Origin of the sequence: Sinorhizobium sp. B11, from assembly GCA_039725955.1 — a bacterium.
Classification (GTDB): domain Bacteria; phylum Pseudomonadota; class Alphaproteobacteria; order Rhizobiales; family Rhizobiaceae; genus Rhizobium.
The window spans coordinates 1,406,905-1,429,297 of sequence record CP091033.1 but is presented as its reverse complement, the minus strand read 5'-3'; the positions used below and the strand labels follow the sequence as shown (position 1 = coordinate 1,429,297).

Below are 22,393 nucleotides of genomic sequence, written 5' to 3'. Positions count from 1 at the left end.
GCGATGCCCGGGAACCGTCCGACGGGGGCGGGCAGCCAGTCCGTAAAGTGGAAATCCAATGCTGGCGATCCTTGGCCGACAGCTGTATGCAGCTTGCGGAAGACGAACGAAGGTCACCGATGAGAATAGAATTTCTGCTTTGGCTCGCTGGCGCGATGGCAACATTCCTGGGCGCGGCGACCGCTTCGCGCACCTATATCGCGACCAACAGCATTCTTGTGTTGATCCTGTCTCTCGCCCTTTATTGCGTGGGTAATCTCATCATGGTGCGGCTGATGAGAGAGGGCGGAATGGGGCTTGCAATATCGGTTTCCGCCGTTGCTCAGCTGTTGCTCATCAACGTGATTGCATATTTTGTTTTTGACGAGCGTCTTGCTCCGTCGCAGATGCTAGGCGCGGGACTAGGTCTGGTCGCAATGATGCTTTTGTTATTCCCAATTGGGGAAAGATAGCAGTCCCGAAGCGGCTGGTTTCGAAAGATGAAGCCAGAACGCAGAGAAGGGTAGTATCTCTTTTGTGTCCCCAAGGGGATAGCGCGACTGCGAAAGCCTGCATCGAATGATGTATACCGGAATCCGCATCCACTAGAACGGTCGCGCACGTCGCTGGCCGGTGTCCCGGTCGGCTACTGATATCCGATGTTCAGGGCGAGCCCGGACAAATCGGTTGAAGGCCCGGAAGGAAATTCTTCCAGGCCGTGAAGTCGCGCCTGATTGTCAAAATCCCTAAAAGCGCGATCCCATTTTTGCAACAGCATGCAGCCCGCGACGGGAGATAAGATCTCGTTTCGTCATCGCTCGCCTATAGCGCGATCTCTCCTGTCGCCGAGCGCATGATTTTTTTAAATTAATACCTATCGCATCGATTGAAAAGGAGTATCGTTACGCTAGTTTAAATTGTTAAGACGTTGGCGTCGATGCGTCTGGTCGTGATACGCATGCCGCCAGCTCTGCTCCGACTGAGGGACCGGAAATGCCTGAAAACCCCCTAAATTATTGCATTCTGAGAAATGAACCTCTCCGGAAACATCCTGGAAATATGGACTGCGACCGAGAGCCCAGCCGTCGAATGACATGCCCAAAAGGGCTCCATCACCGCTGGTCGTGCCTCACCATTGTTCGATGAATTACCACACGGAGAGGTAGACGATGTGGAAGCGTGAAGTGGTTGTCGTAGCGACGCTTGTATCCCTGTTTACGGTTCAGGCTGCCCGCGCGGACGGTCCTGCCGGTGCAGCCCGCGGGCTGAAGACGGCGCCCGTATTCAGCTATATTTCTGAAAAGCGCCGAACTGCAGCACCTTTCGCGCATGTGATGTTTTGCGCTCGAAATCCGGATGAATGTACGGTTCGCGGCGATGTTTCCGAAGTTCCCTTGAGCCCCCTTGCGGAGAAGCAACTTGGCGATATCAACGCGTCGGTCAACCGCTCGATCCGTCCGACGGACGAACGGCAGGGTGATGTCTGGCAGGTGAACGTCAAGGCAGGCGATTGTGAGGATTTCGCGTTGACGAAACGCGACCACCTCATCGCCATGGGCTGGTCGTCGAAAGCACTGCGGATCGCCGTGACCAAGACGCCTGCCGGTAAAGGTCACGCGGTTCTGGTCGTCAAGACCGATCGCGGCGATCTGGTGCTCGACAACCGCACGAATGCGATCAAGGGCTGGAAGGATACGGATCTTCGCTGGCTGATGATCCAGTCAGGCGATGATCCGAAGATATGGTACGAACTCTAGATATGCGGACATGATGCGGGTTCGAACCCATATGCGGCGACCGAAGTGTCGATGGCAGGGAAGGCGCCGTTCTGAGCCCGCAGAATGTTCGCGCCGAAATCCGCCGCCTCGGTTGCGATCGGCACCATTGAACACGCGTTGATGGAACCTTCGTCATCTAATCGATCTTATCGAAAAGAATCCATTGACCTGACGCCCTGCTTGCATCTTCTATCCGCCCCCACATGAGGAAGGCTGGCAGGAGGGCATATGCAAGTCCTATCGAGCATTAACGCGATGCGCGTAGCACTGGCATCAGCAAAGGCAAACGGCGGAGACGTCGGTTTCGTGCCTACGATGGGCTATCTTCATGAAGGACATATGGAACTTGTCGCGCGAGCCCGCGCTCAGAACCAGATTGTCGTTGCCTCGATCTTCGTCAATCCGCTCCAGTTCGGGCCGACGGAGGACCTCAGTCGGTATCCGCGCGATCTGAAACGTGACCAGGCGATGCTGGAAGAGGCCGGCGTCGATATTCTCTTTGCGCCCGGCGTCGAGGATATGTATCCGCACCCGATGAAAACCGTCGTTGATGTGCCCGAGCTTGGCTGCGAGCTGGAAGGTGCCGTCCGACCAGGGCATTTTGCCGGCGTGACCACTGTCGTCAGCAAGCTTTTTAACATCGTACAGCCAGACAACGCCTATTTCGGCGAGAAGGATTACCAGCAGGTTGCCATCATCAAACGGATGGCAGACGATCTGGCGCTGCCAGTGCGCATCGTTTCCGTGCCGACGGTGCGGGATGCCGATGGTCTCGCTCTCTCTTCTCGCAATGTCTACCTCAGCGAAGAGCAGCGACGTGCTGCAGTCATCGTCCCTCGCGCGCTGGACGAGGCCGAGCGCCTTGTCAACCAAGGCCTGACCGATCCGCAGCTTCTTGAGGCAAAGCTCGTCGACTTCATCGGGCGTGAAGCTTTAGCGAAGCCTGAGGTCGTCGCTGTAAGGGACGCCTCGACGTTGAAGCACGTCGCGAAAATCGACGATCCGGTGGTTGTCGCACTGTTCGTGCGGATTGGCACGACCAAGCTTCTGGACAACCGGGTGATTGCGAAAAAAGGTTCGTCTGGAACGGGGGAGAGATCATGAGCGCTGTCGGTTCCGCAAAGCGCCTGACGCCATCACGGATCCGGGCGATGAAGGGCGGCACGCCGATCGTGTGTTTGACGGCCTACACGACGCCGATGGCGCGGCTCCTGGACGAACACTGTGATCTCCTGCTTGTTGGAGATTCGCTCGGCATGGTCCTTTATGGCATGGACAGCACCGTGGCGGTGACGCTCGACATGATGATCGCCCATGGCAAGGCGGTGATGCGTGGTGTCGCGAGAGCCTGCGTGGTCGTCGATATGCCCTTCGGCAGCTACCAGGAGTCGAAGGAGCTTGCCTACCGCAATGCCGTACGCGTTCTGCAGGAAACCGGGTGTGACGCGCTCAAGCTCGAAGGCGGCCAGGAGATGGCCGAGACAATTTCCTTCCTCGCTGCGCGCGGCGTTCCGGTGCTCGGCCATATCGGGCTCATGCCGCAGCAGGTTCATACCGCCGGCGGCTACCGATCTGTCGGTCATTCCGAGGAGGAGGTTGCCAAGATCCGGCGTGACGCCGACGCGATCGGCAATTCGGGGGCCTTTGCCGTCGTCATCGAGGGTACGGTGGAGACATTTGCGCGTGAGGTGACAACGGCAATTCCTGTTCCGACCATCGGGATTGGAGCCTCGGTTGCGTGCGACGGCCAGATCCTCGTCTCGGACGACATGCTCGGACTATTCAACGACTTCACGCCGCGCTTCGTCAAACGTTACGATGAACTTGGAAAAAGGGCAGCGGTGGCGATTGCCGCCTATGCAGACGAGGTGCGTTCCCGCGCATTCCCCACCGACAAACATACATTCAAACGTCGGTCTTGATTGTGAGGCCCTTTCGATTGGGAGCCGGTGATGAACCGCATCGCTCTTTTGATCACCAGTACAGAATTGGCTCCATGAGAGGCCGAATTGCAGAATCGGGAGCAAAAATCTTAAAACTGCGTACCGATCCGCGCAAAACTGGGCTGTAATCGTCGCCCTCCATACGATAAATGCTTTTTCAGCGACCGCCGCTGACAATTCACTTCCCAAGCCCCGATCGCCTCATAAACAGCCCGCACGAAAACCGACGACGGCCCGATATGATTCCGGCCGCTCAGGAGGAAGATCCATGGCATCCGTTGCCGAGAGCGCCCCCCGCTTTGAAAAGACCGCAATGTCCATTCTGGTGGCAGTCAGCTTCTGCCACATGCTCAACGACATCATGCAGTCGCTGCTTGCCTCGCTCTATCCGCTCTTCAAGGCGAACTACAACCTCGATTTCGTGCAGATCGGCCTTCTGACGATGACCTTCCAGGTCACGGCCTCGCTGCTCCAGCCGCTCGTCGGCATCGTCACCGACCGTTGGCCGATGCCCTATTCGCTGCCGATCGGCATGGCGAGCACATTCTGCGGTCTGATCCTGCTCGGCAATGCCGGCAGCTTTGAGTTGCTCCTGTTCGCCGCCAGCCTGATTGGCTTCGGCTCGGCCGTCTTCCATCCGGAATCCTCGCGCGTCGCGCGTCTTGCTTCCGGCGGCCGCCACGGCTTTGCCCAGTCCTTCTTTCAGGTCGGCGGCAATGCTGGCCAGGCGATCGGTCCGCTGCTGGCCGCCTTCATCGTGTTGCCGAACGGTCAGCACAGCGTGTCCTGGCTTTCCGGCATCGCCATGGTTGGCATTGTGGTCCTGAGCTGGGTCGGCAGCTGGTACGTGAGCCACCGTCGTCAGAACGCCAGCAAGGCGGCCCCGAGCCGCACGCTGCCGCTGCCTCAGAGCAAGGTCGTCACGGCGCTGCTAATCCTCGTGCTGCTGACGGCGACGAAGAACGTCTACATGGCAAGCGTCTCGAGCTACTTCACCTTCTATGTCATCGATCGTTTCCAACTCGATGTGCAGCAGGCGCAGCTCATGCTCTTCCTGTTCTTGGGTTCCGTTGCGACCGGCACCTTCCTCGGTGGCCCGATCGGAGATCGTTTTGGTGCCCGTTTCGTCATCTGGTTCTCGATCCTCGGCGTGATCCCCTTCGCGCTGCTGCTGCCCTATGCGAACCTCTTCTGGACGGGCGTGCTCAGCGTTGTCATCGGCCTGATCTTCGCCTCTGCCTTTTCTGCCATCGTCGTCTTCGCGCAGGAACTGGTGCCAGGTCGCGTCGGGCTGATCGCCGGCGTTTTCTTCGGCTTCGCCTTCGGTGCGGGCGGTCTCGGTGCGGCCTTGCTCGGCGGTTTTGCCGACTCGCACGGCATCGCCTTCGTATATCGTATCTGCTCCTACCTGCCGCTCCTCGGCCTGTTCACCATCTTCCTGCCGCGCATCCCAAAACATCGAGCGGTTTAAGTTTCGCACTCGGAAAGAGGCACCGAAATGCTTTCGGTGCCTCTTGGTATCCCGGCAGGCGCACGGCGCGGCGTCGCGTTGAAACGAACATTTTTTCCCCGGCCTTCAGCGAAGACGGATCGTCATTTCTTTAATCTACTATTTTGATGGATAATATCTGTCTTGTGATGGAGCCATCGACGGCGCGATAGCGGAAGGAAATGATATGTCAGCACCCAAACTGGTCGGTCTTGCCGGCAGCTTCAATCGTCCCTCGAAGACCTTTGCGCTGGTCGAGAATATCGCCGGCCTCGCCGCGGAAAAATATGGCTTCCGCAATACGATTTACGACCTGACGGATGTTGGCCCCTCGCTTGGGCAGGCGTTGCGCCGTGACGATCTCGACAATCGCGCCAAGGAAGTCATCGCCGATATCGTTTCTGCGGATGCTATCGTCATCGGCGCGCCGACCTATAAGGGCAGCTATCCGGGCCTTTTCAAGCACCTGGTCGATCTCATCGATCCGCATGAATTGCGCGCAAAGCCGATTGTCATCACGGCGACGGGCGGCGGCGATCGCCACGCGCTCATGGTCGAACATCAGCTTCGCCCGCTCTTCGGCTTCTTCATGGCCCATACCTTGCCGACGGCCGTCTACGCCTCAGATCGCGATTTCACTGACTATCGCGTCTCCTCCGAACAGCTTTCCAAGCGTATCGGGGAGGTCATCGGCGAGCTTTCCGCTTTCTTTCCGGCCAGAAGTTCCGCGCTGATCGCGGCGGAATGAATCTTATCCCAAGACTGACTTTCGCGGCGCCCATTGGGCGCCGTTTTCGTTTGACGGCTATTTTTACGCTGACATTAATCCATAAATTTGATAGAATTTTATCCTGCCGGCATCGACAAGGGGGCAAGAGTTTTTCTGGCATTAACAAGACATCGGACGTTCTTGCTTCGCTCGTAATGACCGTATTTGCAATTATCCGCCTGCTCGGGGCTCGGCCTCATTCAGTCAGACGGGATAAAAAATGACCAAGAACAAGAATATCGGCACCATTTCGATTTCGCGCCGCGCGGCACTCACTGTTGCCGCATCTGCGGTTGCGCTCATCGCCTTTGCTGCGCCGGCTCCTTCCTTTGCGGAAGACAAGTCGATCAAGGTCGGCATCATGAGCGGCGAGGACGAGGATGTCTGGCGTGTCGTGACCACCGAAGCCGCCAAGAAGGGCCTCAAGATCGAGACGATCACCTTCAACGATTATACCCAGCCGAACGAAGCGCTGGAGCGCGGCGAAATCGACGCGAACGCCTTCCAGCACCAGCCCTACCTCGACAATCAGATCAAGCAGAACGGCTACCACATCGTCCGTGTCGGCTATACCGGCGTGTGGCCGATCGGCCTCTACAGCAAGAAGCACAAGTCCGTCGCCGAGCTGCCGGAAGGCGCCGTGATCGGCGTGCCGAACGATCCGTCCAACGAAGGTCGTGCGCTGCGCGTTCTGCAGAGTGAAGGCCTTATCAAGCTGAAGGACGGCACGGGCATTCTTGCGACGATCGCCGACGTCGCTGAAAATCCGAAGAATATCGAGATCAAGGAACTGGATGCCGGCATTGTCGGCCGTTCGATCGATGACCTCGACGCCGGCGTCGTCAATACCGATTGGGCGTTGAAGAGCGGCCTTTCGCCGGCAGAGCGCGTCGCGCAGGAGCCGATCGCCGACAATCCCTACCGCAACTTCATTGCCGTGAAGGAAGAAAACAAGGATGCCGATTGGGTGAAGACCCTGGTATCTTCCTATCAGAACGATACCGTGAAGGCCGAGTTCGACAAGGTCTATAAGGGTACGGGCCTCAGCGCCTACTGATCAGCCGCCCTTCCGAGGGCGCCAATGACCGAGGCGGCCCGGGCCTTTGCCGGGGCCGCCTTCGGCTTTTGTGAAGGAATGAGCATGAATTCAATTGTCTCCGCTTCAGGGATCGAGACGCGCCCCGCTGACGCCGAAGAGGTCGTCCGGCTGACGGATGTCAGGCGTAAATTCGGTGCTACACCGGCGCTTGACGGCATCTCGTTGAGTGTGAAGAAGGGCGAGGTTCTCGGCATTATCGGACGCAGCGGCGCCGGAAAGTCGACGCTGATCCGCTGCCTGAACGGTCTTGAGCGCGCTGATAGCGGCGAGATCGTCATCGAGGGCCGTAACATTACAGGCCTTGCCGAGAAGGACCTGCAGCCGTTGCGCCGCCGCATCGGCATGATTTTTCAGCACTTCAATCTGCTTTCGGCCAAGACAGTCGAAGAGAACGTCGCGCTGCCATTGAAGATCGAAGGTATCGGCAAGGCCGAGCGACTGAAGCGGGCGCATGAGCTTCTGGATCTCGTCGGCCTTTCCGACAAGGCCAAGGCTTATCCGTCTTCCCTTTCAGGCGGCCAGAAGCAGCGTGTCGGTATCGCCCGCGCACTTGCGGCACGCCCGGCCCTGCTACTTTCCGACGAGGCGACCTCAGCACTCGATCCGGAAACGACGCGCTCGATCCTTGTCCTGCTGAAAGATATCAATCGTAAGCTCGGACTTACTATCCTGTTGATCACCCATGAGATGGAGGTGGTGCGTGGCATTGCCGATCGCGTCGCCGTCATCGACGCTGGCAGGATCGTGGAAGAGGGACAGGTCTGGTCGATCTTCGGCAATCCGCAGACGGCGATCACCAAGAGCCTGCTCGGTGGCATCCGCCCGCAACTACCCGAACATATTGCCGCTCGCCTGTCGCAGTCAGGTGGCACGGAAGCGATCGTCAGTGTCGATCTCTCCGGTCCGGAAGCCCAGGGCGCTCTCTTTGCCGACCTTTCGGCGGTATTGCCGCATTCCTTCCGCCTCGTCCATGGCGGCATCGATCACATCCAGAACCAGCCCGTGGCACGGTTCTTCATTGCTGTCCCGGCGCGCGATCCTGCGCTTGCCGGAAAGGTCGAACAATTTCTGAAGGCCCGGTCCGCCCGGGTGGAGGTGCTTGGTTATGTCACCGATCATGATTAATCTGCTTTTGCGCTCCCTCTGGGAGACGGTGTTGATGACGGCGGCATCCGGCGTGATCTCGCTCATTGCCGGACTGCCGCTCGGACTGGCGCTGGTGCTGACGAACCGAGGCGGCATTGCGGAAAATGCCTGGGTCAACCGCGTTCTCGGCGGTGTCATCAACGGCTTCCGCTCCGTGCCTTTCATCATCCTCCTGGTGGCGCTGATCCCACTGACCCGCCTGATCGTCGGCACGGCGATCGGCACCTGGGCGGCCATCGTTCCGCTCGCCATTGCGGCCACGCCCTACTATGCCCGTATTGCAGAGGTCTCGCTGCGCGAGGTCGATCGTGGGTTGATCGACGCCGTGCGTGCCATGGGTGGCAACCGCTGGACGATCATTCGCGAGGTTCTGGTACCGGAAGCCCTGCCGGGAATCGTTGCCGGTTTCACTGTCACACTCGTAACGCTGATCGGCGCATCGGCGATGGCCGGAGCCATCGGTGCCGGCGGTCTCGGCGACCTCGCCATCCGCTATGGCTACCAGCGTTTCGAGACCAATGTGATGATCGCGGTCGTCGTCGTGCTCATCGTTCTCGTCTGCGGCATCCAGTGGCTGGGCGACCGGCTGGTCGCCCGCCTCGATCATCGCTAGAGCAATTCCAGCGCAAGTTTGCAGCGCTCTTGCGCACGAGATTGCGTGAACACGACGAGGTAGAGCATTTTCGTATTTCGAAGAAAACGAAAAGACTCTACCTTCTGAACTGCGCGGCGGGATGGCTGGCCGATAGCCGGCCATTGCCGCCGAACAATTTCTGGCGCAGCGGCCCTTCCGCGTAATCGGCCTTGAACAGGCCGCGCTCCTGCAGCACGGGAACAACGAGATCGACGAAATCGTTGAGGCTCTCAGGTGTCACGGTGCGCGCCAGATTGAAGCCGTCGATGCCACCTTCCTCGATCCAGCGCTGAAGCGTGTCGGCGACCTGCTCCGGCGAGCCGACGATCGGCTTCATGCGGCTGCCGAGCACCATTTGGTCGATGATCTGCCGCTTGGTGACAGGTTTTGCCGCCTGCTTGGTGATTGCCGCCAGTGCCGACTGATTGGCGTTGGTCGAACTCTGGTCAATTACGTCATCGAGCTCGTATTTCGAAAAATCAACGCCGACAGAGGCGGAATAATGGGCGAGCGACGCCTCGATGCTTGCGTGCCGGCGATAGTCCTCAAGCTTCTCCTGTGCCTCGTTTTCGGTCCTGCCGACGACGACGGTGATCAGGCTCAGGATCTTGATCGCGTCTGCACCGCGGCCGTTCGCCAGCGTCTTGGCGCGAAGCGCATCGACAGTCGGACGCGCCGACTGCGGCGTCGGTCCGGCAATGAAGACGCATTCGGCATGGCGGGCGGCGAAATCCTGTCCGCGGGCCGATGCGCCGGCCTGGAAGAGCAGGGGCGTGCGCTGCGGCGACGGTTCCGCGAGATGAATGCCCTCCATCTTGTAATACTGGCCCTGGTGGCTAACCGCACGCACCTTTGAGGCATCGGCGAAGATGCCGCGCTTGCGGTCACGTAGCACTGCATCATCGTCCCAGCTGCCTTCCCAGAGCTTGTAGAGGATTTCGAGATATTCTTCGGCGGCGTCGTAGCGCGCATCATGCTCCGGCAGTTTCTCGAAACCCATGCTGCGGGCAGCACTGTCGAGATAGCCCGTCACGATGTTCCAGCCGATGCGGCCCTTGGTCAGGTGATCGAGCGTCGACATGCGCCGCGCCAGCAGGAAGGGCGATTCATAGGTCGTATTGACGGTGACGCCGAAACCTAGATGCTTCGTGACATAAGCCATGGCCGAAATCGGCATCAGCGGATCGTTGACCGGGATCTGCGCACCCGTCTCGATGACCGGGGCTGGGCTGTTCTTGTAGACATCATAGATACCGACGATGTCGGCCAGAAAAATGCCGTCCAGCCTACCGCGTTCGGCCGTGCGCGCAAAATCGACCCAGTAGTCAAGATCGGTGTAATTGACCGAGCGATCGCGTGGATGCGTCCACATGCCGTGGTTTATGTGCCCGACGCAGTTCATGTCGAAGGCGTAGATCTGCATTTTCTTCATCGAATATTGTCCTGAGATTTCGTCGGCCACGTGGCAGGAATTGTCGAGCGGGTCGGGAAACCACCGCTTCTTCCCTTCAAATTAGAAGCAAATTGTCCCTCATCGCTGATTCCTGAAATATTCTATCTCTATAAAATCTATGAATTTTACAATGATCTATCGACATTCCCGAGGCGGAATGATTTTTAACATTGCTGGAGAGGGATATGAAAATCAACCGACGCAACCTGCTGGGCACGGCCGCTGCCGCTGTCCTCACCTTGACCACCTATGCAGCTCACGCTGCCGACGTCACGCTCAATATCGGCTACCAGCCGATCGTCGAGCCGTCGCGCGTGCCGCAGGCCGATGGCACCTATGAAAAGGAGACCAAGGCCAAGATCAACTGGCAGAAATTCGATGGCGGCGCCGACGTCATCGCTGCCATCGCTTCCGGTTCTATCGATATCGGTTATGTCGGCTCGTCGCCGCTTGCCGCGGCCGCCAGCCGCGAACTGCCCATCGAGACGATCTATGTCGTCGGCCTCATCAGCGACGCTGAAGCGCTTGCGGTCAAGAACATCACCAAGCCAGAAGACTTGAAGGGCAAGAAGATCGCCACGCCCTTCGTTTCGACAGCGCATTACAGCCTGCTGACGGCGCTGAAGCACTGGAAGGTCGATCCGAAGTCGGTGCAGATCCTCAATCTGCGTCCGCCGGAAATCGCTGCTGCCTGGGAGCGCGGTGACATCGACGGCGCCTATGTCTGGGATCCGGTCCTGGCGCAATTGAAGAAGAGCGGCAGCGTGCTCGCCACCTCTGCAGATGTCGCCAAGTGGGGCGGCCCGACCTTCGATGCCTGGATCGTCAGCAGGAAATTTGCCGACGCCCATCCGGAAGTCGTCACCGGCTTCGTCAAGGTCACGGGCGCGGCTTACGCCTCCTATCTCGCCAATCCGGATAGCTGGAATGCGAAATCACCGGAAGCCGAAAAGATTGCCAAACTCACCGGCGCCAAGACCGATGAAGTGCCGGCTCTTCTCAAGGGCTATACCTTCCCGAGCCTGAAGGAGCAGGCCAGCGCCGATCTCCTCGGTGGCGGTACGACGAAGGCCGTTGCTGAAACCTCGGCCTTCCTTCTGGAGCAGGGCAAGATCCCCGGCGTTCTGAAGGACTACAGCCCCTATGTTTCCGACCGCTGGGTCAAGGAAGCCGCCAAGGCCGGTCTCTGATCCTCCCAAGGGTCCCGGCGCGGCTTCGCCGCGCCGATTTTCCTCGAACAGGTGATGCCCATGAGCATACTTTCACTACAGTCCCTGTCGCTCGATTATGCCGAGGCAGGCACTCGCCGGAAAAGACGTGTGCTGGATGGCGTCAACCTGCATATCGCCTCCGACGAGTTCGTGGTGGTCATCGGCCGTTCGGGTTCCGGCAAGACGAGCCTTCTCAATATTGCTGCCGGTTTTACCGAGCCGAGCGAGGGACGCGTGCTGGTCGACGGCAAAGAGATCGACGGGCCTGATGTAGACCGAGCTGTCGTCTTTCAGGACGACGCGCTCTATCCATGGCTGACGGCCGCCGGCAACGTCGCCTTTCCGCTGAAGCTTCAGGGCATCCCGAAAGGCGAGAGGCAGCGCCGCGCGGAAGACCTGCTGGTGAAGGTCGGCCTCGATGGCGCGGGCAAGAAGAATATCTGGGAACTCTCCGGTGGCATGCGTCAGCGCGTCGGCATTGCCCGCGCGCTTGCCTCCGGGCCGCGCTTCCTGTTGCTCGATGAGCCGCTCGGCGCGCTCGATGCTTTGACGCGCAGCCGCATGCAAAAATTCCTGCTCGACGTCTGGGCCGAGAGCAAGACCGGCGCGTTGCTGATTACCCACAGCATCGACGAGGCCTTGCTGCTTGCCACGCGCGTCATCGTGCTTGCTCCCAACCCGGGTCGCATCGTTGCCGATATCAAGACGGAGTTCGGCAAGGCGGTGCTCGAAGGAAAAAGTATAAAGGATATCAAGGCGCTGACGGAATTCAAGCACTTGAATGACGAGCTGACCGCGCTCATCCACGCCGATGAAGAGGAGATTGCCGCATGAGCGTCGAGGCAGAAGCACTCACGACGGCAGTCTCGGATCACCCGGTAGAGGCGCGGCCGAAACGCCGCGGTACCCTACCGATCTCGCTCGCAACCATTGCCGTTATCATTGCCGGCTGGAGCCTTGCTTCCGCCTATGGCGCCATCTCACCGGTCTTCCTGCCGTCGCCGTTTGTCGTGGCGCAATCGCTTGCCAATGTCGCGGTCAACGGCTTCGTCGATTCCACGCTCGCCGAGCATACGTTGGCAAGTCTGCTGCGCATCTTCGCAGCGCTCGCCGTCTCGCTCCTCATCGGTGTGCCCGCTGGTCTTGCCATCGCCACCAGCCGCATCGGCAAGGGCATCCTCGATCCGATCGTCGAATTCCTGCGCCCTCTGCCACCGCTTGCGTATCTGCCGCTGATCATCATCTGGGTCGGCATCGGCGAGGCGTCGAAGGTTACGGTCATCTCGCTCGCCATGCTGCCCCCAATCATCTTGTCGACGGCATCAGGCGTCAAATCCGCTCCGGCTGATTTCGTCAACGCCGCCCGCTCGTTTGGCGCAAGCCGGCTGCAGGTGCTGCTGTATGTCATTCTTCCAGGCGCCATTCCGTCGATTTTGACAGGCACACGCATCGCGCTCGGCGCCGGCTGGTCGACGCTGGTCGCTGCCGAGCTGGTGGCGGCAAGTCAGGGCCTTGGTTTCATGATCCAGTCCGCGGCGCAGTTCCTGGTGACCGATATCGTCATCGGTGGAATCATCGTGATCGCCGCCATCGCCTTCCTGCTAGAGATACTGGCGCGGCTGATCGAACGGGTCCTCGTGCCCTGGGCTGCTCATCGCTGAACGTCTATCATCGCCTTGCCGATCAAATTATCCTAAGGCTGTATCGCGCCGCGCGACCGCATGATGGTAGCGTGGTGCCAGATAATGCCGGAGGATGATATGACGAAGACGACGCTGTCGGACTGGGAGGCGCTGGCGGAGAAGGAGCTGCGCGCAGCACCGGAGACGCTGACCTGGCAAACACCCGAAGGCATAGACGTCAAACCGCTTTACACGGCAGCCGATATCGACAGCACTGGCGTGGACAGCCTGCCGGGATTTGCGCCCTTCACCCGCGGTCCGCGCGCCACCATGTATGCCGGCCGGCCCTGGACGATCCGACAATATGCCGGCTTCTCGACCGCCGAGGAATCCAACGCCTTCTATCGCCGCAATCTCGCCGCGGGTCAGAAGGGCCTCTCCGTGGCCTTCGACCTCGCTACCCATCGCGGCTATGACAGCGATCACCCACGGGTCGTCGGCGATGTCGGCAAGGCGGGGGTAGCCATCGACAGCGTCGAGGACATGAAGATCCTCTTCGACGGCATTCCGTTGCAGGACATGTCTGTCTCCATGACCATGAACGGCGCCGTCATCCCAATTCTGGCGAATTTCATTGTCGCCGGCGAGGAGCAGGGCGTCTCGAAGGCGGAGCTTTCAGGCACTATCCAGAACGATATCCTCAAGGAGTTCATGGTCCGCAACACTTACATCTACCCGCCGGAACCCTCGATGCGCATCGTTGCCGATATCATCGAATATACGGCAAAGGAGATGCCGAAATTCAATTCGATCTCGATCTCCGGCTATCACATGCAGGAGGCGGGCGCGACGCTGGTGCAGGAGTTGGCCTTCACACTTGCCGACGGGCGCGAATATGTGCGTGCGGCTATCGCCAAGGGCCTGAATGTCGATGATTTCGCCGGGCGGCTCTCCTTCTTCTTCGCGATCGGCATGAATTTCTTCATGGAAGCCGCAAAGCTTCGCGCCGCCCGCCTGCTCTGGACCCGCATCATGGAGGAGTTCGAGCCGAAGAAAGCGTCTTCGCTGATGCTGCGAACTCATTGCCAGACCTCGGGTGTGTCGCTGCAGGAGCAGGATCCCTACAACAACATCATCCGCACGGCTTTCGAGGCGATGTCGGCCGTGCTCGGCGGCACGCAGTCGCTGCACACCAATTCCTTCGACGAGGCGATCGCCCTGCCGACGGAATTTTCGGCCCGTATCGCCCGCAACACCCAGCTCATTCTGCAGCACGAGACCGGCGTTACCAAGGTGGTCGACCCGCTTGCCGGCTCCTATTACGTCGAGAGCCTGACGAAGGAACTTGCCGACAAGGCCTGGACGCTGATCGAAGAAGTCGAGACGCTTGGTGGCATGACGAAGGCCGTCAATGAAGGCTTGCCGAAGCGGCTCATCGAGGAGGCTGCCGCCCGTCGCCAGGCCGCGGTCGACAAGGGCGACGAGGTCATCGTCGGCGTCAACAAGTACCGGCTCGAGACCGAGCAGCCGATCGACATTCTCGAAATCGACAACAGCGCGGTGCGCGCAGCGCAGATCCGCCGGATCGAGGAAACCAAGCGTCGCCGCGACGGCATGAAGGTGAAGGAGGCGCTAGCCGCGCTTTCGGACATTGCCCGCAGCGGCAACGGCAATCTGCTCGCAGCCGCTGTCGAAGCGGCGCGTGCGCGAGCGACCGTTGGTGAAATCTCGGATGCGATGCGTGAGGTCTTCGGCGATCATTTCGCCACACCCAAGGTCATCCGCGGCGTCTATGGAACCGCCTATCGCGACGAACCGGAACTGGATGTTCTGAAAGCCCGCATGGCCGAGGTAACCGAGGCGATGGGCCGCAAGCCGAAGATCATGGTCGCCAAGCTCGGCCAGGATGGACATGACCGCGGCGCCAAGGTCATCGCCTCGGCTTTCGGCGATGTCGGTTTCGACGTGCTCGCCGGCCCGCTATTCCAGACGCCGGAGGAGGCGGCCGGCATGGCGCTCGGTGAGAAGGTCAATGTCATCGGCGTTTCGTCGCTGGCGGCCGGTCACCGGACGCTGCTGCCGCAGTTGATCGACCGGCTTAAGGAACAGGGTGGCGGTGACATCATCGTCGTCTGCGGCGGCGTCATCCCGCGGCAGGATTATGAATTCCTGCACGAACACGGCGTCGCCGCCGTGTTCGGCCCGGGTACCAATGTGCTGGAGGCCGCGAATTCCGTTCTCGACCTCCTGCAGGGGATCAGGCGAAACCAGTAGCTCAGAGCAGTCCGCGTTTTGCGAGATTGCTCATCAGCGCCGAGATGCCGAAGGTCCAGGGCGGGCATTCCGTCGACAGCCGGACGGTATTGACCAGTGCGCCGAGGCCGGCGGACGAGATTTCCACGACATCGCCGACCTTGTGGGTAAAGCCCTGGTTCTTCGCGTCGCGGTCCTGCGTCGGCGCAAAGAGCGTGCCGAGGAAGAGCATGAAGCCATCGGGATACTGGTGGTGGGCGCCGACAGTCTGTTTGACGAGATCGGTCGGGTCGCGGCTGATCTGCGACATGGAACTCTTGCCGTGCAGCACGAAACCGTCCTGGCCGGTGACCTTGAGATCGAGTTCGGCCTTGCGGACGTCGTCGAGGCTGTAGCTCTGATCGAAGAGGCGGATGAAGGGGCCGATCGAGCAGGAGGCGTTGTTGTCCTTCGCCTTGCCGAGCAGCAGCGCCGAGCGGCCCTCGACATCGCGCAGGTTCACGTCATTGCCGAGCGTGGCGCCCTTGATCTCGCCACGGCTGTTGACAGCCAGCACGATTTCCGGCTCCGGATTGTTCCAGGTCGAGATCGGGTGGAGGCCGACATCCGAACCCCAGCCGACCGATGAAAGCACCGGCGACTTGGTGAAGACCTCCGCATCCGGGCCGATGCCGACTTCGAGATATTGCGACCAGATGCCTTCCTCGATCAGCGCCTTCTTGACCTCGGCGGCTTCCGGCGAGCCGGCCTTGATGTTGGTCAGGCTGCCGCCGATCAGCGTGCTGACGCGCTCGCGAATGGACGCTGCGCGATCCGGATTACCGGCGGCTTTCTCCTCGATAACGCGTTCGATCATCGACTGGGCGAAGGTCACGCCGCAGGCCTTGATCGCCTGGAGGTCGGCCGGTGCCAGCAGATAGGCTTTGCTCGTATCTGGTTTGCCAGTGCTGTTGGCGGCAATCGCCTCGAGGGTGCCAAGCGCCTTGCCGCTGGCGGTACGGACGAAGTCTGCCGCATCGGCTCGCTCCAGGAGAGCGCTCAGCGTCGGCGCTTCAGCGGAGGTGATATCGACGAGGCTGCCATCGCGCAGCGTTACGATGCTCGGCCCGGCAACATCGGGGTTCCAGGCACGGCCGACAAAGAGACCGCCCGAAGCGGCAGCGTCGAGGGGGGATTGGGACATGGTGATCTTCCGTCACATGGCGGAGCGGGGAGCGCTCCTGCAGAATGGGATAGCTGCCGTCCTCCTACCCGACGGCCACCAAAATCGAGCATATTCATCGGCCAAGAGCAAGCCTCAAAGGGCTGGAGCGGTTCGTAGGAGTGCCGCACGATGGCGCGGTCAAGAGGCATTTCATCTTAACTTATAACTATTTAGATACAAAATAATCTTTCTATTTCATATATTTACAAAAGAGGCAAAAGAGTTTTGCCATCAATCCCGCCTTGACAGGCCTTTGCTTTCGCTGTCTGGTTTGCAACACGAAGGAGGGTCGGCGCAAGCCGACCCGGATAATTCCCGGGAGGATTATATTGCGATGCTAAGATTTGCCGTCGTCGGAATCGATCATGGGCACACTTTCGATCATGTGAAGGGATTGTTGGCCGCCGGCGCCGAATTCGTCGGCTATTGCCCGCAGACATCAGTGCCGGCGATCCGCGAAATGTTCGAGAAAACCTATCCGGACGCGCCGCAGATCGACCGTGAGAAGATCTTTGCTGACCCCTCCATCGACATTATCTGCATTGCCGCGATCCCGCGTGACCGCGCCGGCCTTGCCATCCGCGCGATGAAAGCCGGCAAGGATGTCATGACTGACAAGCCCGGCGTGACGACCTTCGCCCAGCTGGAAGAGGTCAAACTTACCGTTGCCGAGACCGGCAAGATCTTCTCCATCTGCTTTTCCGAGCGCCATTGTGTGCGCTCTGCCGTCAAGGCCGGCAAGCTGGTGAAGGAAGGGGCGATCGGCAAGGTCATCCAGACGCTGGGCATGGGGCCGCACCGGCTGCAACTGCCGACACGGCCGGACTGGTTCTTCGATCCGGAAGCCTTCGGCGGCATCATCGTCGATATCGCCTCGCATCAGGTCGACCAGTTCCTGTTCTACACAGGCTCGTCGACGGGTGAGGTGGTCGCAAGCTCTGTTGGTAATTTCGGCATGCCGGAAAAACCGGCCTTCCAGGATTTCGGCGAAGTGCTGCTGCGTTCCGACAAGGCAAGCGGTTATATCCGCGTCGACTGGTTCACGCCGGAAGCGCTGCCCACCTGGGGAGACGGTCGACTGACCATCCTCGGCACCGAGGGTTATATCGAGCTGCGCAAATATATCGATATCGCCGGCCGTCCCGGCAAGGATCATCTCTTCCTCGTCAATGGCAAGGAGATGACGCATATCGATTGCAGCGGCGAGAAGCTTGATTATTTCGACGCCTTTGTCGCCAACGTGCGTGACCGCAGCGAAACGGCGATGACGCATAACCACGTTTACGAGGTTTGCCGTCTGTCGCTTGAAGCGCAGTCGAAAGCCGCCCGTATCGGTAATCGCTGAGGAAGACACCATGACACGGAAACTGCGCGTCGGCGTCATCGGTGCAGGCATCGCTGAGCGGCACCTGGCAGGTTTCGCCTGGAACAGCGATCTCTTCGAGATTCCCGTTCTCTGCTCTCTCGATGCCGATCGCGGCCAGCCGCTCTGCGAGGAGCACAAGATCCCCGAATATACGCAGGATACGAATTCGCTCTTCACGCGCGACGATCTCGATATCATCGATATCGCCACGCCGCCGAGCTCGCATTTCGAACTGTGCAAGAAGGCGATCGAGAGCGGCAAGCATGTGATCTGCGAAAAGCCGCTGTTCGGTTCGATTGCCGAAGTCGATGAGATGGCAAAGATCCTTGCGAGTTCGAACGGGCGCAAGCTGATGCCGATCTTCCAGTATCGCTATGGCAGCGGCCTGCAGAAGCTGAAATTGCTGATCGAGCGCGGCCTGGCCGGCAAGCCCTTCCTCACCACGATCGAAACGCATTGGTGGCGCGGCCCGGATTATTATGCGGTGCCTTGGCGTGGCAAGTGGGCGACGGAACTCGGCGGCGGCCTGCTCGGTCATGCCATCCATGCTCATGACATGCTGAATTATGTCCACGGCCCCTGTGCCGAGGTGTTTTCCTATGGTGCGACGCTCGTCAATCCGATCGAGGTCGAGGATACCGCGTCACTGTCGGTGAAGATGCAGAACGGCTCCCTTGCGACGCTTTCCATGACCCTCGGCTCTCGCAAGGAAATCTCCAGGCTGCGCTTCTGCTTCAGCGATCTCGTCGCAGAAAGCATTCTGGAACCCTATACGATGGGCCGCGATCCCTGGACCTTCATCGCCGGAAGCGAACAGCATCAGGCGCGCATCGATGCGGCACTTGCCGGCTACGAAGCCGGGGAGGACGGGTATACGCGCCAATTCCAGCTTTTCCATCAGGCAATCATGGATGACCGCGATCCGCCGGTTACCCTGCAGGATGCCCGCAATTCGCTTGAGCTGGTAACGGCCGCCTATTATTCGCAGCGCACCGGACGGCCGACGCCGATGCCGATTACGGCCGACCATCCCCTATACGGTTCCTGGCTGCCGGAAGAAGAGCGGCGCCCAGCCGCCAGCGTCTGAGGAAAAGACGGTGCTGAAATCATTCGAGCATATCGGCATGACGGTCGGCAATATGGATCGTGCCATCGAATTCTATTGCGGACTGCTGGGGTTGAAGCTGCATCTGCGCAAGCAGATGCCTGACGGCATGCAGGTCGCCTTTCTCGATGCCGGCGGCGGCATGCTGGAGGTTTTCGGACCACCCGGCGGTGCTGCGAGGGCGGTCGATCTCCCGGAGGGGACGGCTGGCGTCAAGCACATCACCTTCCATTTCGAGAATGTCGAAGAGACCTTCGCGCGGCTGGAAGCGGCGGGCGTCGAAATCAAGGAACGTCCGCGCTTCGCCGTCCATTCCGAGATGCTGAACAAGATCGCCTTTGTTCGCGATCCCGACGGTATCATCGTCGAGCTTGCGGAGCGCTCACAGAATCGGCTTGGCTGACGGCTGCCACGCGCCCGGTCGAAAGATAAAGGGCGCGGTGAACCGCGCCCTTCGAATTTATCGGCGTTCGCCCGAAGTCTTCTTCTTGGCTTCGTCATCCGTGAGCTCGTACCACATGGCGTTGAGGACGGCGAAGGCGGCTGCCAGCGGCAGACCGAGTATCCATGCGAAATACCACATCGTTTCGTCTCCTCAATAGGCGTGGCTGTTCTTGTCTGTGGCGCTCTTCTCGTCGACCTTGCCCCACAGAACCTTGTAGACCCAGGCGGTGTAGGCAATGATGATCGGCAGGAAGATGACCGTGACCACCAGCATGATGAAAAGCGTCTGGTGGCTCGACGATGCATCCCAGACCGTCAGGCTCGACTTCGGATCGAGCGAGGAGGGCAGGATGAATGGGAACATCGACAGCCCCACCGTCGAGATGATGCCCAGGATCGAGAGCTTGCTGAAGAGCAGAGTCACGACCTCGCGCCGGGCCTGCATCGCGATGAAGGCAGCCGCAGCACCGAGGAAGCCGAGGATCGGAGCAACGATCATCCAGGGATAAGTGCCGTAGTTGGCAAGCCAGGCCCCGCCTTCCTGCGACAACCGTTTTCAAAAGCGGGTTTGACGGGCCGATCGGGCTGATATCGCTGGTGATGCGATAGCCGCTGACGCCGGCCCAAAGCCACAGGCCGCCAAGCGCAAAGAGCACGATGACCACAAGCGCTGCGATGCTGCCGAAGCGGCGGGCGCGATCGGCGACCGGCCCCGTTGCCTTGAGCACCAGCCATGCGCTTCCGTGCATGATGAGCATGGCGACGGAGAGCAGGCCGCAGAGAAGGGCATAGGGGTTCAGAAGCGCGAAGAACGAGCCTTCATAGAAGATGCGCATGTCATCCGCGAAGCGGAAGGGCACGCCCTGCAGCACATTGCCGACGGCAACGCCGAAGATCAGCGACGGTACGAAGCCGCCGATGAAGAGCGCCCAGTCCCAGCCATTGCGCCAGTTGGCGCTGTCCCGCTTGGAACGGTACTTGAATCCGACAGGGCGCAGGATGAGCGCAAAGAGGATCGCAAACATCGCCAGGTAAAAGCCCGAGAAGGAAACCGCGTAGAGCGGCGGCCAGGCGGCGAAGATGGCGCCGCCGGCGAGGATCAACCAGACCTGGTTGCCTTCCCAGGTGGCGCCGATCGTATTGATGGCGATACGGCGTTCCGCATCGGTCTTTGCGACGAAGGGCAGCAGTGTGCCGACGCCGAGGTCGAAGCCGTCGGTCGCGGCAAAGGTGATCAGGAGCACGCCGAGCAGGACCCACCAGATGAGGCGCAAGGTTTGATAGTCGATGAGTTCGTACAGGATCATGACAGGTCACTCCGCAGCTGGAACGAGGGTTTCGGAGATCAGCTTGGCTTCCGGCTCGTGGTCCGGTTCCGGCCCCTGACGGATCGCCTTCAGCATCAGGCTCATCTCGATGATGATCAGCGTCGTATAGAGCGCGGCAAAGCCGATGATGGTGAGCAGCACCGTCCAGGCGCCGTGGTTGGAAACGGCGACCGCCGTCGGCAGTACGCCTTCGATCACCCAGGGCTGACGGCCGATTTCGGCAACCACCCAGCCTGCCTCGATGGCAATCCAGGGCAGCGGGATGGCAAAGACCGCGATGCGCAATAGCAGCGGGTACTTGTCGAGATGCCGGCGAGCCGACAGCCAGAAGAAGGTTGCCGTCAGCACGATGAAGAACATGCCGAGACCAACCATGATGCGGAACGACCAGAAGAGCGTCGGCACGTGCGGGATCGTGTCACGCGCGGCCTGGGCGATTTGCTCGTCGCTCGCCTGACGTGGATCATCGACATAGCGCTTCAGGAGCAGGGCATAGCCGAGGTCGTGGCCTAGATCCTCGAACGAGGAGCGCACTTCCTGGGCAACCTGATCCTGCGTCGGCGCGGAGCGGATCTGCATCAGCGCATCATAGGCCTTGATGCCGTCGCGGATGCGGGCCTCGGCCTGCTGTTCCAGCTTGTCGATGCCGGGTATTTCCGTCGTCAGCGAACGCGTGCCGATGAGCCCCATGACCCAGGGGATATGGACGGCAAAATGGGTTTCGCGCGCCTCCTGATCGGGGAAACCGAAGGCGGTAAAGGCAGCCGGAGCCGGCTCCGTCTTCCACATGGCCTCGATTGCGGCGAGCTTCATCTTCTGGTTTTCGGTAGCGAGATAACCGCTTTCGTCACCAAGCACGACGACCGAGAGTGCCGAGGCGAGGCCGAAGGATGCGGCGACGGTCATCGAGCGCTTTGCAAGCTCGATATGCCGGCCCTTCAGCATGTACCAGGCCGAGACGCCGAGCACGAAGATCGAGGCACAGACGTAGCCGGCCGAGACCGTATGGACGAACTTTGCCTGCGCGACGGGATTGAAGACCACGTCGAAGAAGCTCACGATCTCCATACGCATCGTCTGCGGATTGAGCGCGGAACCGACCGGGTTCTGCATCCAGCCGTTGGCAATGAGAATCCAGAGCGCGGAGAAATTCGAGCCGAGCGCCACCGCCCAGGTTGCGACCAGATGGCCGACCTTCGACAGCTTGTCCCAGCCGAAGAAGAAGAGGCCGACGAAAGTCGCTTCGAGGAAGAAGGCCATCAGGCCTTCGATCGCCAGCGGCGCGCCGAAAATATCGCCGACGTAATAGCTGTAATAGCTCCAGTTCATGCCGAACTGGAATTCCATGACGATACCGGTGGCGACGCCCAGCACGAAATTGATGCCGAACAGAGTGCCCCAGAATTTCGTCATCTGCCGCCAGATTTGGCGACCGGTCATGACGTAGGTCGTTTCCATGATGGCAAGCAGCACGGAAAGGCCGAGCGTCAGGGGTACGAACAGAAAGTGATAAAGCGCTGTCAGCGCAAATTGGAAGCGCGATAGCGCTACGATGTCTAGTTCCATTATC

At 59.9% G+C, this 22,393-nt stretch carries 20 protein-coding genes and 1 pseudogene; 16 read left to right on the top strand and 5 right to left on the bottom strand.

The window, feature by feature from the left end; translation table 11 throughout:
- The first annotated feature begins 119 nt into the window (after positions 1-119).
- The 9 genes from LVY75_06385 (at position 120) to LVY75_06345 (ending at position 8,816) form a co-directional block, all read left to right on the top strand.
- Entirely contained in the window at positions 120-452 is a 333-nt protein-coding gene (locus LVY75_06385) for a hypothetical protein (protein ID XAZ19776.1), read from the top strand.
- Between the two features lie 696 nt (positions 453-1,148).
- A complete protein-coding gene (locus LVY75_06380) occupies positions 1,149-1,736 on the top strand; it encodes a transglutaminase-like cysteine peptidase (protein ID XAZ19775.1) in 588 nt (195 codons plus the stop codon).
- 249 nt (positions 1,737-1,985) lie between these two features.
- Entirely contained in the window at positions 1,986-2,861 is an 876-nt protein-coding gene (gene panC, locus LVY75_06375) for a pantoate--beta-alanine ligase (GenBank protein XAZ19774.1), read from the top strand.
- A complete protein-coding gene (panB, locus tag LVY75_06370; protein ID XAZ19773.1) occupies positions 2,858-3,679 on the top strand; it encodes a 3-methyl-2-oxobutanoate hydroxymethyltransferase in 822 nt (273 codons plus the stop codon). Before panC ends, panB begins: the two co-directional genes overlap by 4 nt.
- Positions 3,680-3,968: 289 nt before the next feature.
- Complete coding sequence (locus LVY75_06365) at positions 3,969-5,171, top strand: MFS transporter (GenBank protein ID XAZ19772.1); 1,203 nt, start codon at positions 3,969-3,971, stop codon at positions 5,169-5,171.
- 205 nt (positions 5,172-5,376) lie between these two features.
- Positions 5,377-5,937 (top strand): FMN reductase, encoded by a 561-nt coding sequence (gene msuE / locus LVY75_06360; GenBank protein ID XAZ19771.1) that lies wholly within the window; start codon positions 5,377-5,379, stop codon positions 5,935-5,937.
- 241 nt (positions 5,938-6,178) lie between these two features.
- Positions 6,179-7,015, top strand: a complete 837-nt coding sequence (locus LVY75_06355) for a MetQ/NlpA family lipoprotein (protein XAZ19770.1) — start codon at positions 6,179-6,181, stop codon at positions 7,013-7,015.
- Positions 7,016-7,099: 84 nt separating this feature from the next.
- Positions 7,100-8,182 (top strand): methionine ABC transporter ATP-binding protein, encoded by a 1,083-nt coding sequence (locus LVY75_06350; protein XAZ19769.1) that lies wholly within the window; start codon positions 7,100-7,102, stop codon positions 8,180-8,182.
- Positions 8,163-8,816, top strand: a complete 654-nt coding sequence (locus tag LVY75_06345; GenBank protein ID XAZ19768.1) for an ABC transporter permease — start codon at positions 8,163-8,165, stop codon at positions 8,814-8,816. Before LVY75_06350 ends, LVY75_06345 begins: the two co-directional genes overlap by 20 nt.
- A 97-nt stretch (positions 8,817-8,913) precedes the next feature.
- Here the strand turns inward: LVY75_06345 and LVY75_06340 are convergent, their stop codons facing one another.
- Complete coding sequence (locus LVY75_06340; GenBank protein ID XAZ19767.1) at positions 8,914-10,269, bottom strand: LLM class flavin-dependent oxidoreductase; 1,356 nt, start codon at positions 10,267-10,269, stop codon at positions 8,914-8,916.
- Positions 10,270-10,475: 206 nt separating this feature from the next.
- On the opposite strand from LVY75_06340, the gene tauA reads away from it, so the two are divergent.
- The 4 genes from tauA (at position 10,476) to scpA (ending at position 15,397) form a co-directional block, all read left to right on the top strand.
- Positions 10,476-11,480: a taurine ABC transporter substrate-binding protein gene (gene tauA, locus LVY75_06335; protein ID XAZ19766.1), complete on the top strand. Its 1,005-nt coding sequence runs from the start codon at positions 10,476-10,478 to the stop codon at positions 11,478-11,480.
- A gap of 60 nt (positions 11,481-11,540) precedes the next feature.
- Positions 11,541-12,335, top strand: coding sequence for an ABC transporter ATP-binding protein (locus tag LVY75_06330; GenBank protein XAZ19765.1), 795 nt, complete (start codon positions 11,541-11,543; stop codon positions 12,333-12,335).
- Positions 12,332-13,162 (top strand): ABC transporter permease subunit, encoded by an 831-nt coding sequence (locus LVY75_06325; protein XAZ19764.1) that lies wholly within the window; start codon positions 12,332-12,334, stop codon positions 13,160-13,162. Before LVY75_06330 ends, LVY75_06325 begins: the two co-directional genes overlap by 4 nt.
- 99 nt (positions 13,163-13,261) lie before the next feature.
- A complete protein-coding gene (gene scpA, locus LVY75_06320; protein ID XAZ19763.1) occupies positions 13,262-15,397 on the top strand; it encodes a methylmalonyl-CoA mutase in 2,136 nt (711 codons plus the stop codon).
- A gap of 1 nt (position 15,398) precedes the next feature.
- On the opposite strand, the gene LVY75_06315 is transcribed toward scpA, so the two are convergent.
- Positions 15,399-16,559: a fumarylacetoacetate hydrolase family protein gene (locus LVY75_06315; GenBank protein XAZ19762.1), complete on the bottom strand. Its 1,161-nt coding sequence runs from the start codon at positions 16,557-16,559 to the stop codon at positions 15,399-15,401.
- A gap of 355 nt (positions 16,560-16,914) precedes the next feature.
- Between LVY75_06315 and LVY75_06310 the strand changes: the two genes are divergently transcribed.
- From LVY75_06310 to LVY75_06300, 3 genes are read left to right on the top strand one after another with little or no spacing between them, the layout of a single operon-like run.
- Positions 16,915-17,925, top strand: coding sequence for a Gfo/Idh/MocA family oxidoreductase (locus LVY75_06310; protein XAZ19761.1), 1,011 nt, complete (start codon positions 16,915-16,917; stop codon positions 17,923-17,925).
- Positions 17,926-17,935: 10 nt separating this feature from the next.
- Entirely contained in the window at positions 17,936-19,033 is a 1,098-nt protein-coding gene (locus LVY75_06305) for a Gfo/Idh/MocA family oxidoreductase (protein XAZ19760.1), read from the top strand.
- A 10-nt stretch (positions 19,034-19,043) separates the two neighbouring features.
- Positions 19,044-19,454: a VOC family protein gene (locus LVY75_06300; GenBank protein ID XAZ19759.1), complete on the top strand. Its 411-nt coding sequence runs from the start codon at positions 19,044-19,046 to the stop codon at positions 19,452-19,454.
- 57 nt (positions 19,455-19,511) lie between these two features.
- Here the strand turns inward: LVY75_06300 and cydX are convergent, their stop codons facing one another.
- From cydX to LVY75_06285, 3 genes and pseudogenes are all read right to left on the bottom strand, one after another.
- Positions 19,512-19,634, bottom strand: coding sequence for a cytochrome bd-I oxidase subunit CydX (gene cydX / locus LVY75_06295; GenBank protein XAZ19758.1), 123 nt, complete (start codon positions 19,632-19,634; stop codon positions 19,512-19,514).
- Positions 19,635-19,646: 12 nt separating this feature from the next.
- Positions 19,647-20,802 (bottom strand): annotated as a pseudogene (gene cydB / locus LVY75_06290) (cytochrome d ubiquinol oxidase subunit II).
- 6 nt (positions 20,803-20,808) lie between these two features.
- Complete coding sequence (locus LVY75_06285; protein ID XAZ19757.1) at positions 20,809-22,389, bottom strand: cytochrome ubiquinol oxidase subunit I; 1,581 nt, start codon at positions 22,387-22,389, stop codon at positions 20,809-20,811.
- Positions 22,390-22,393 lie beyond the last annotated feature (4 nt).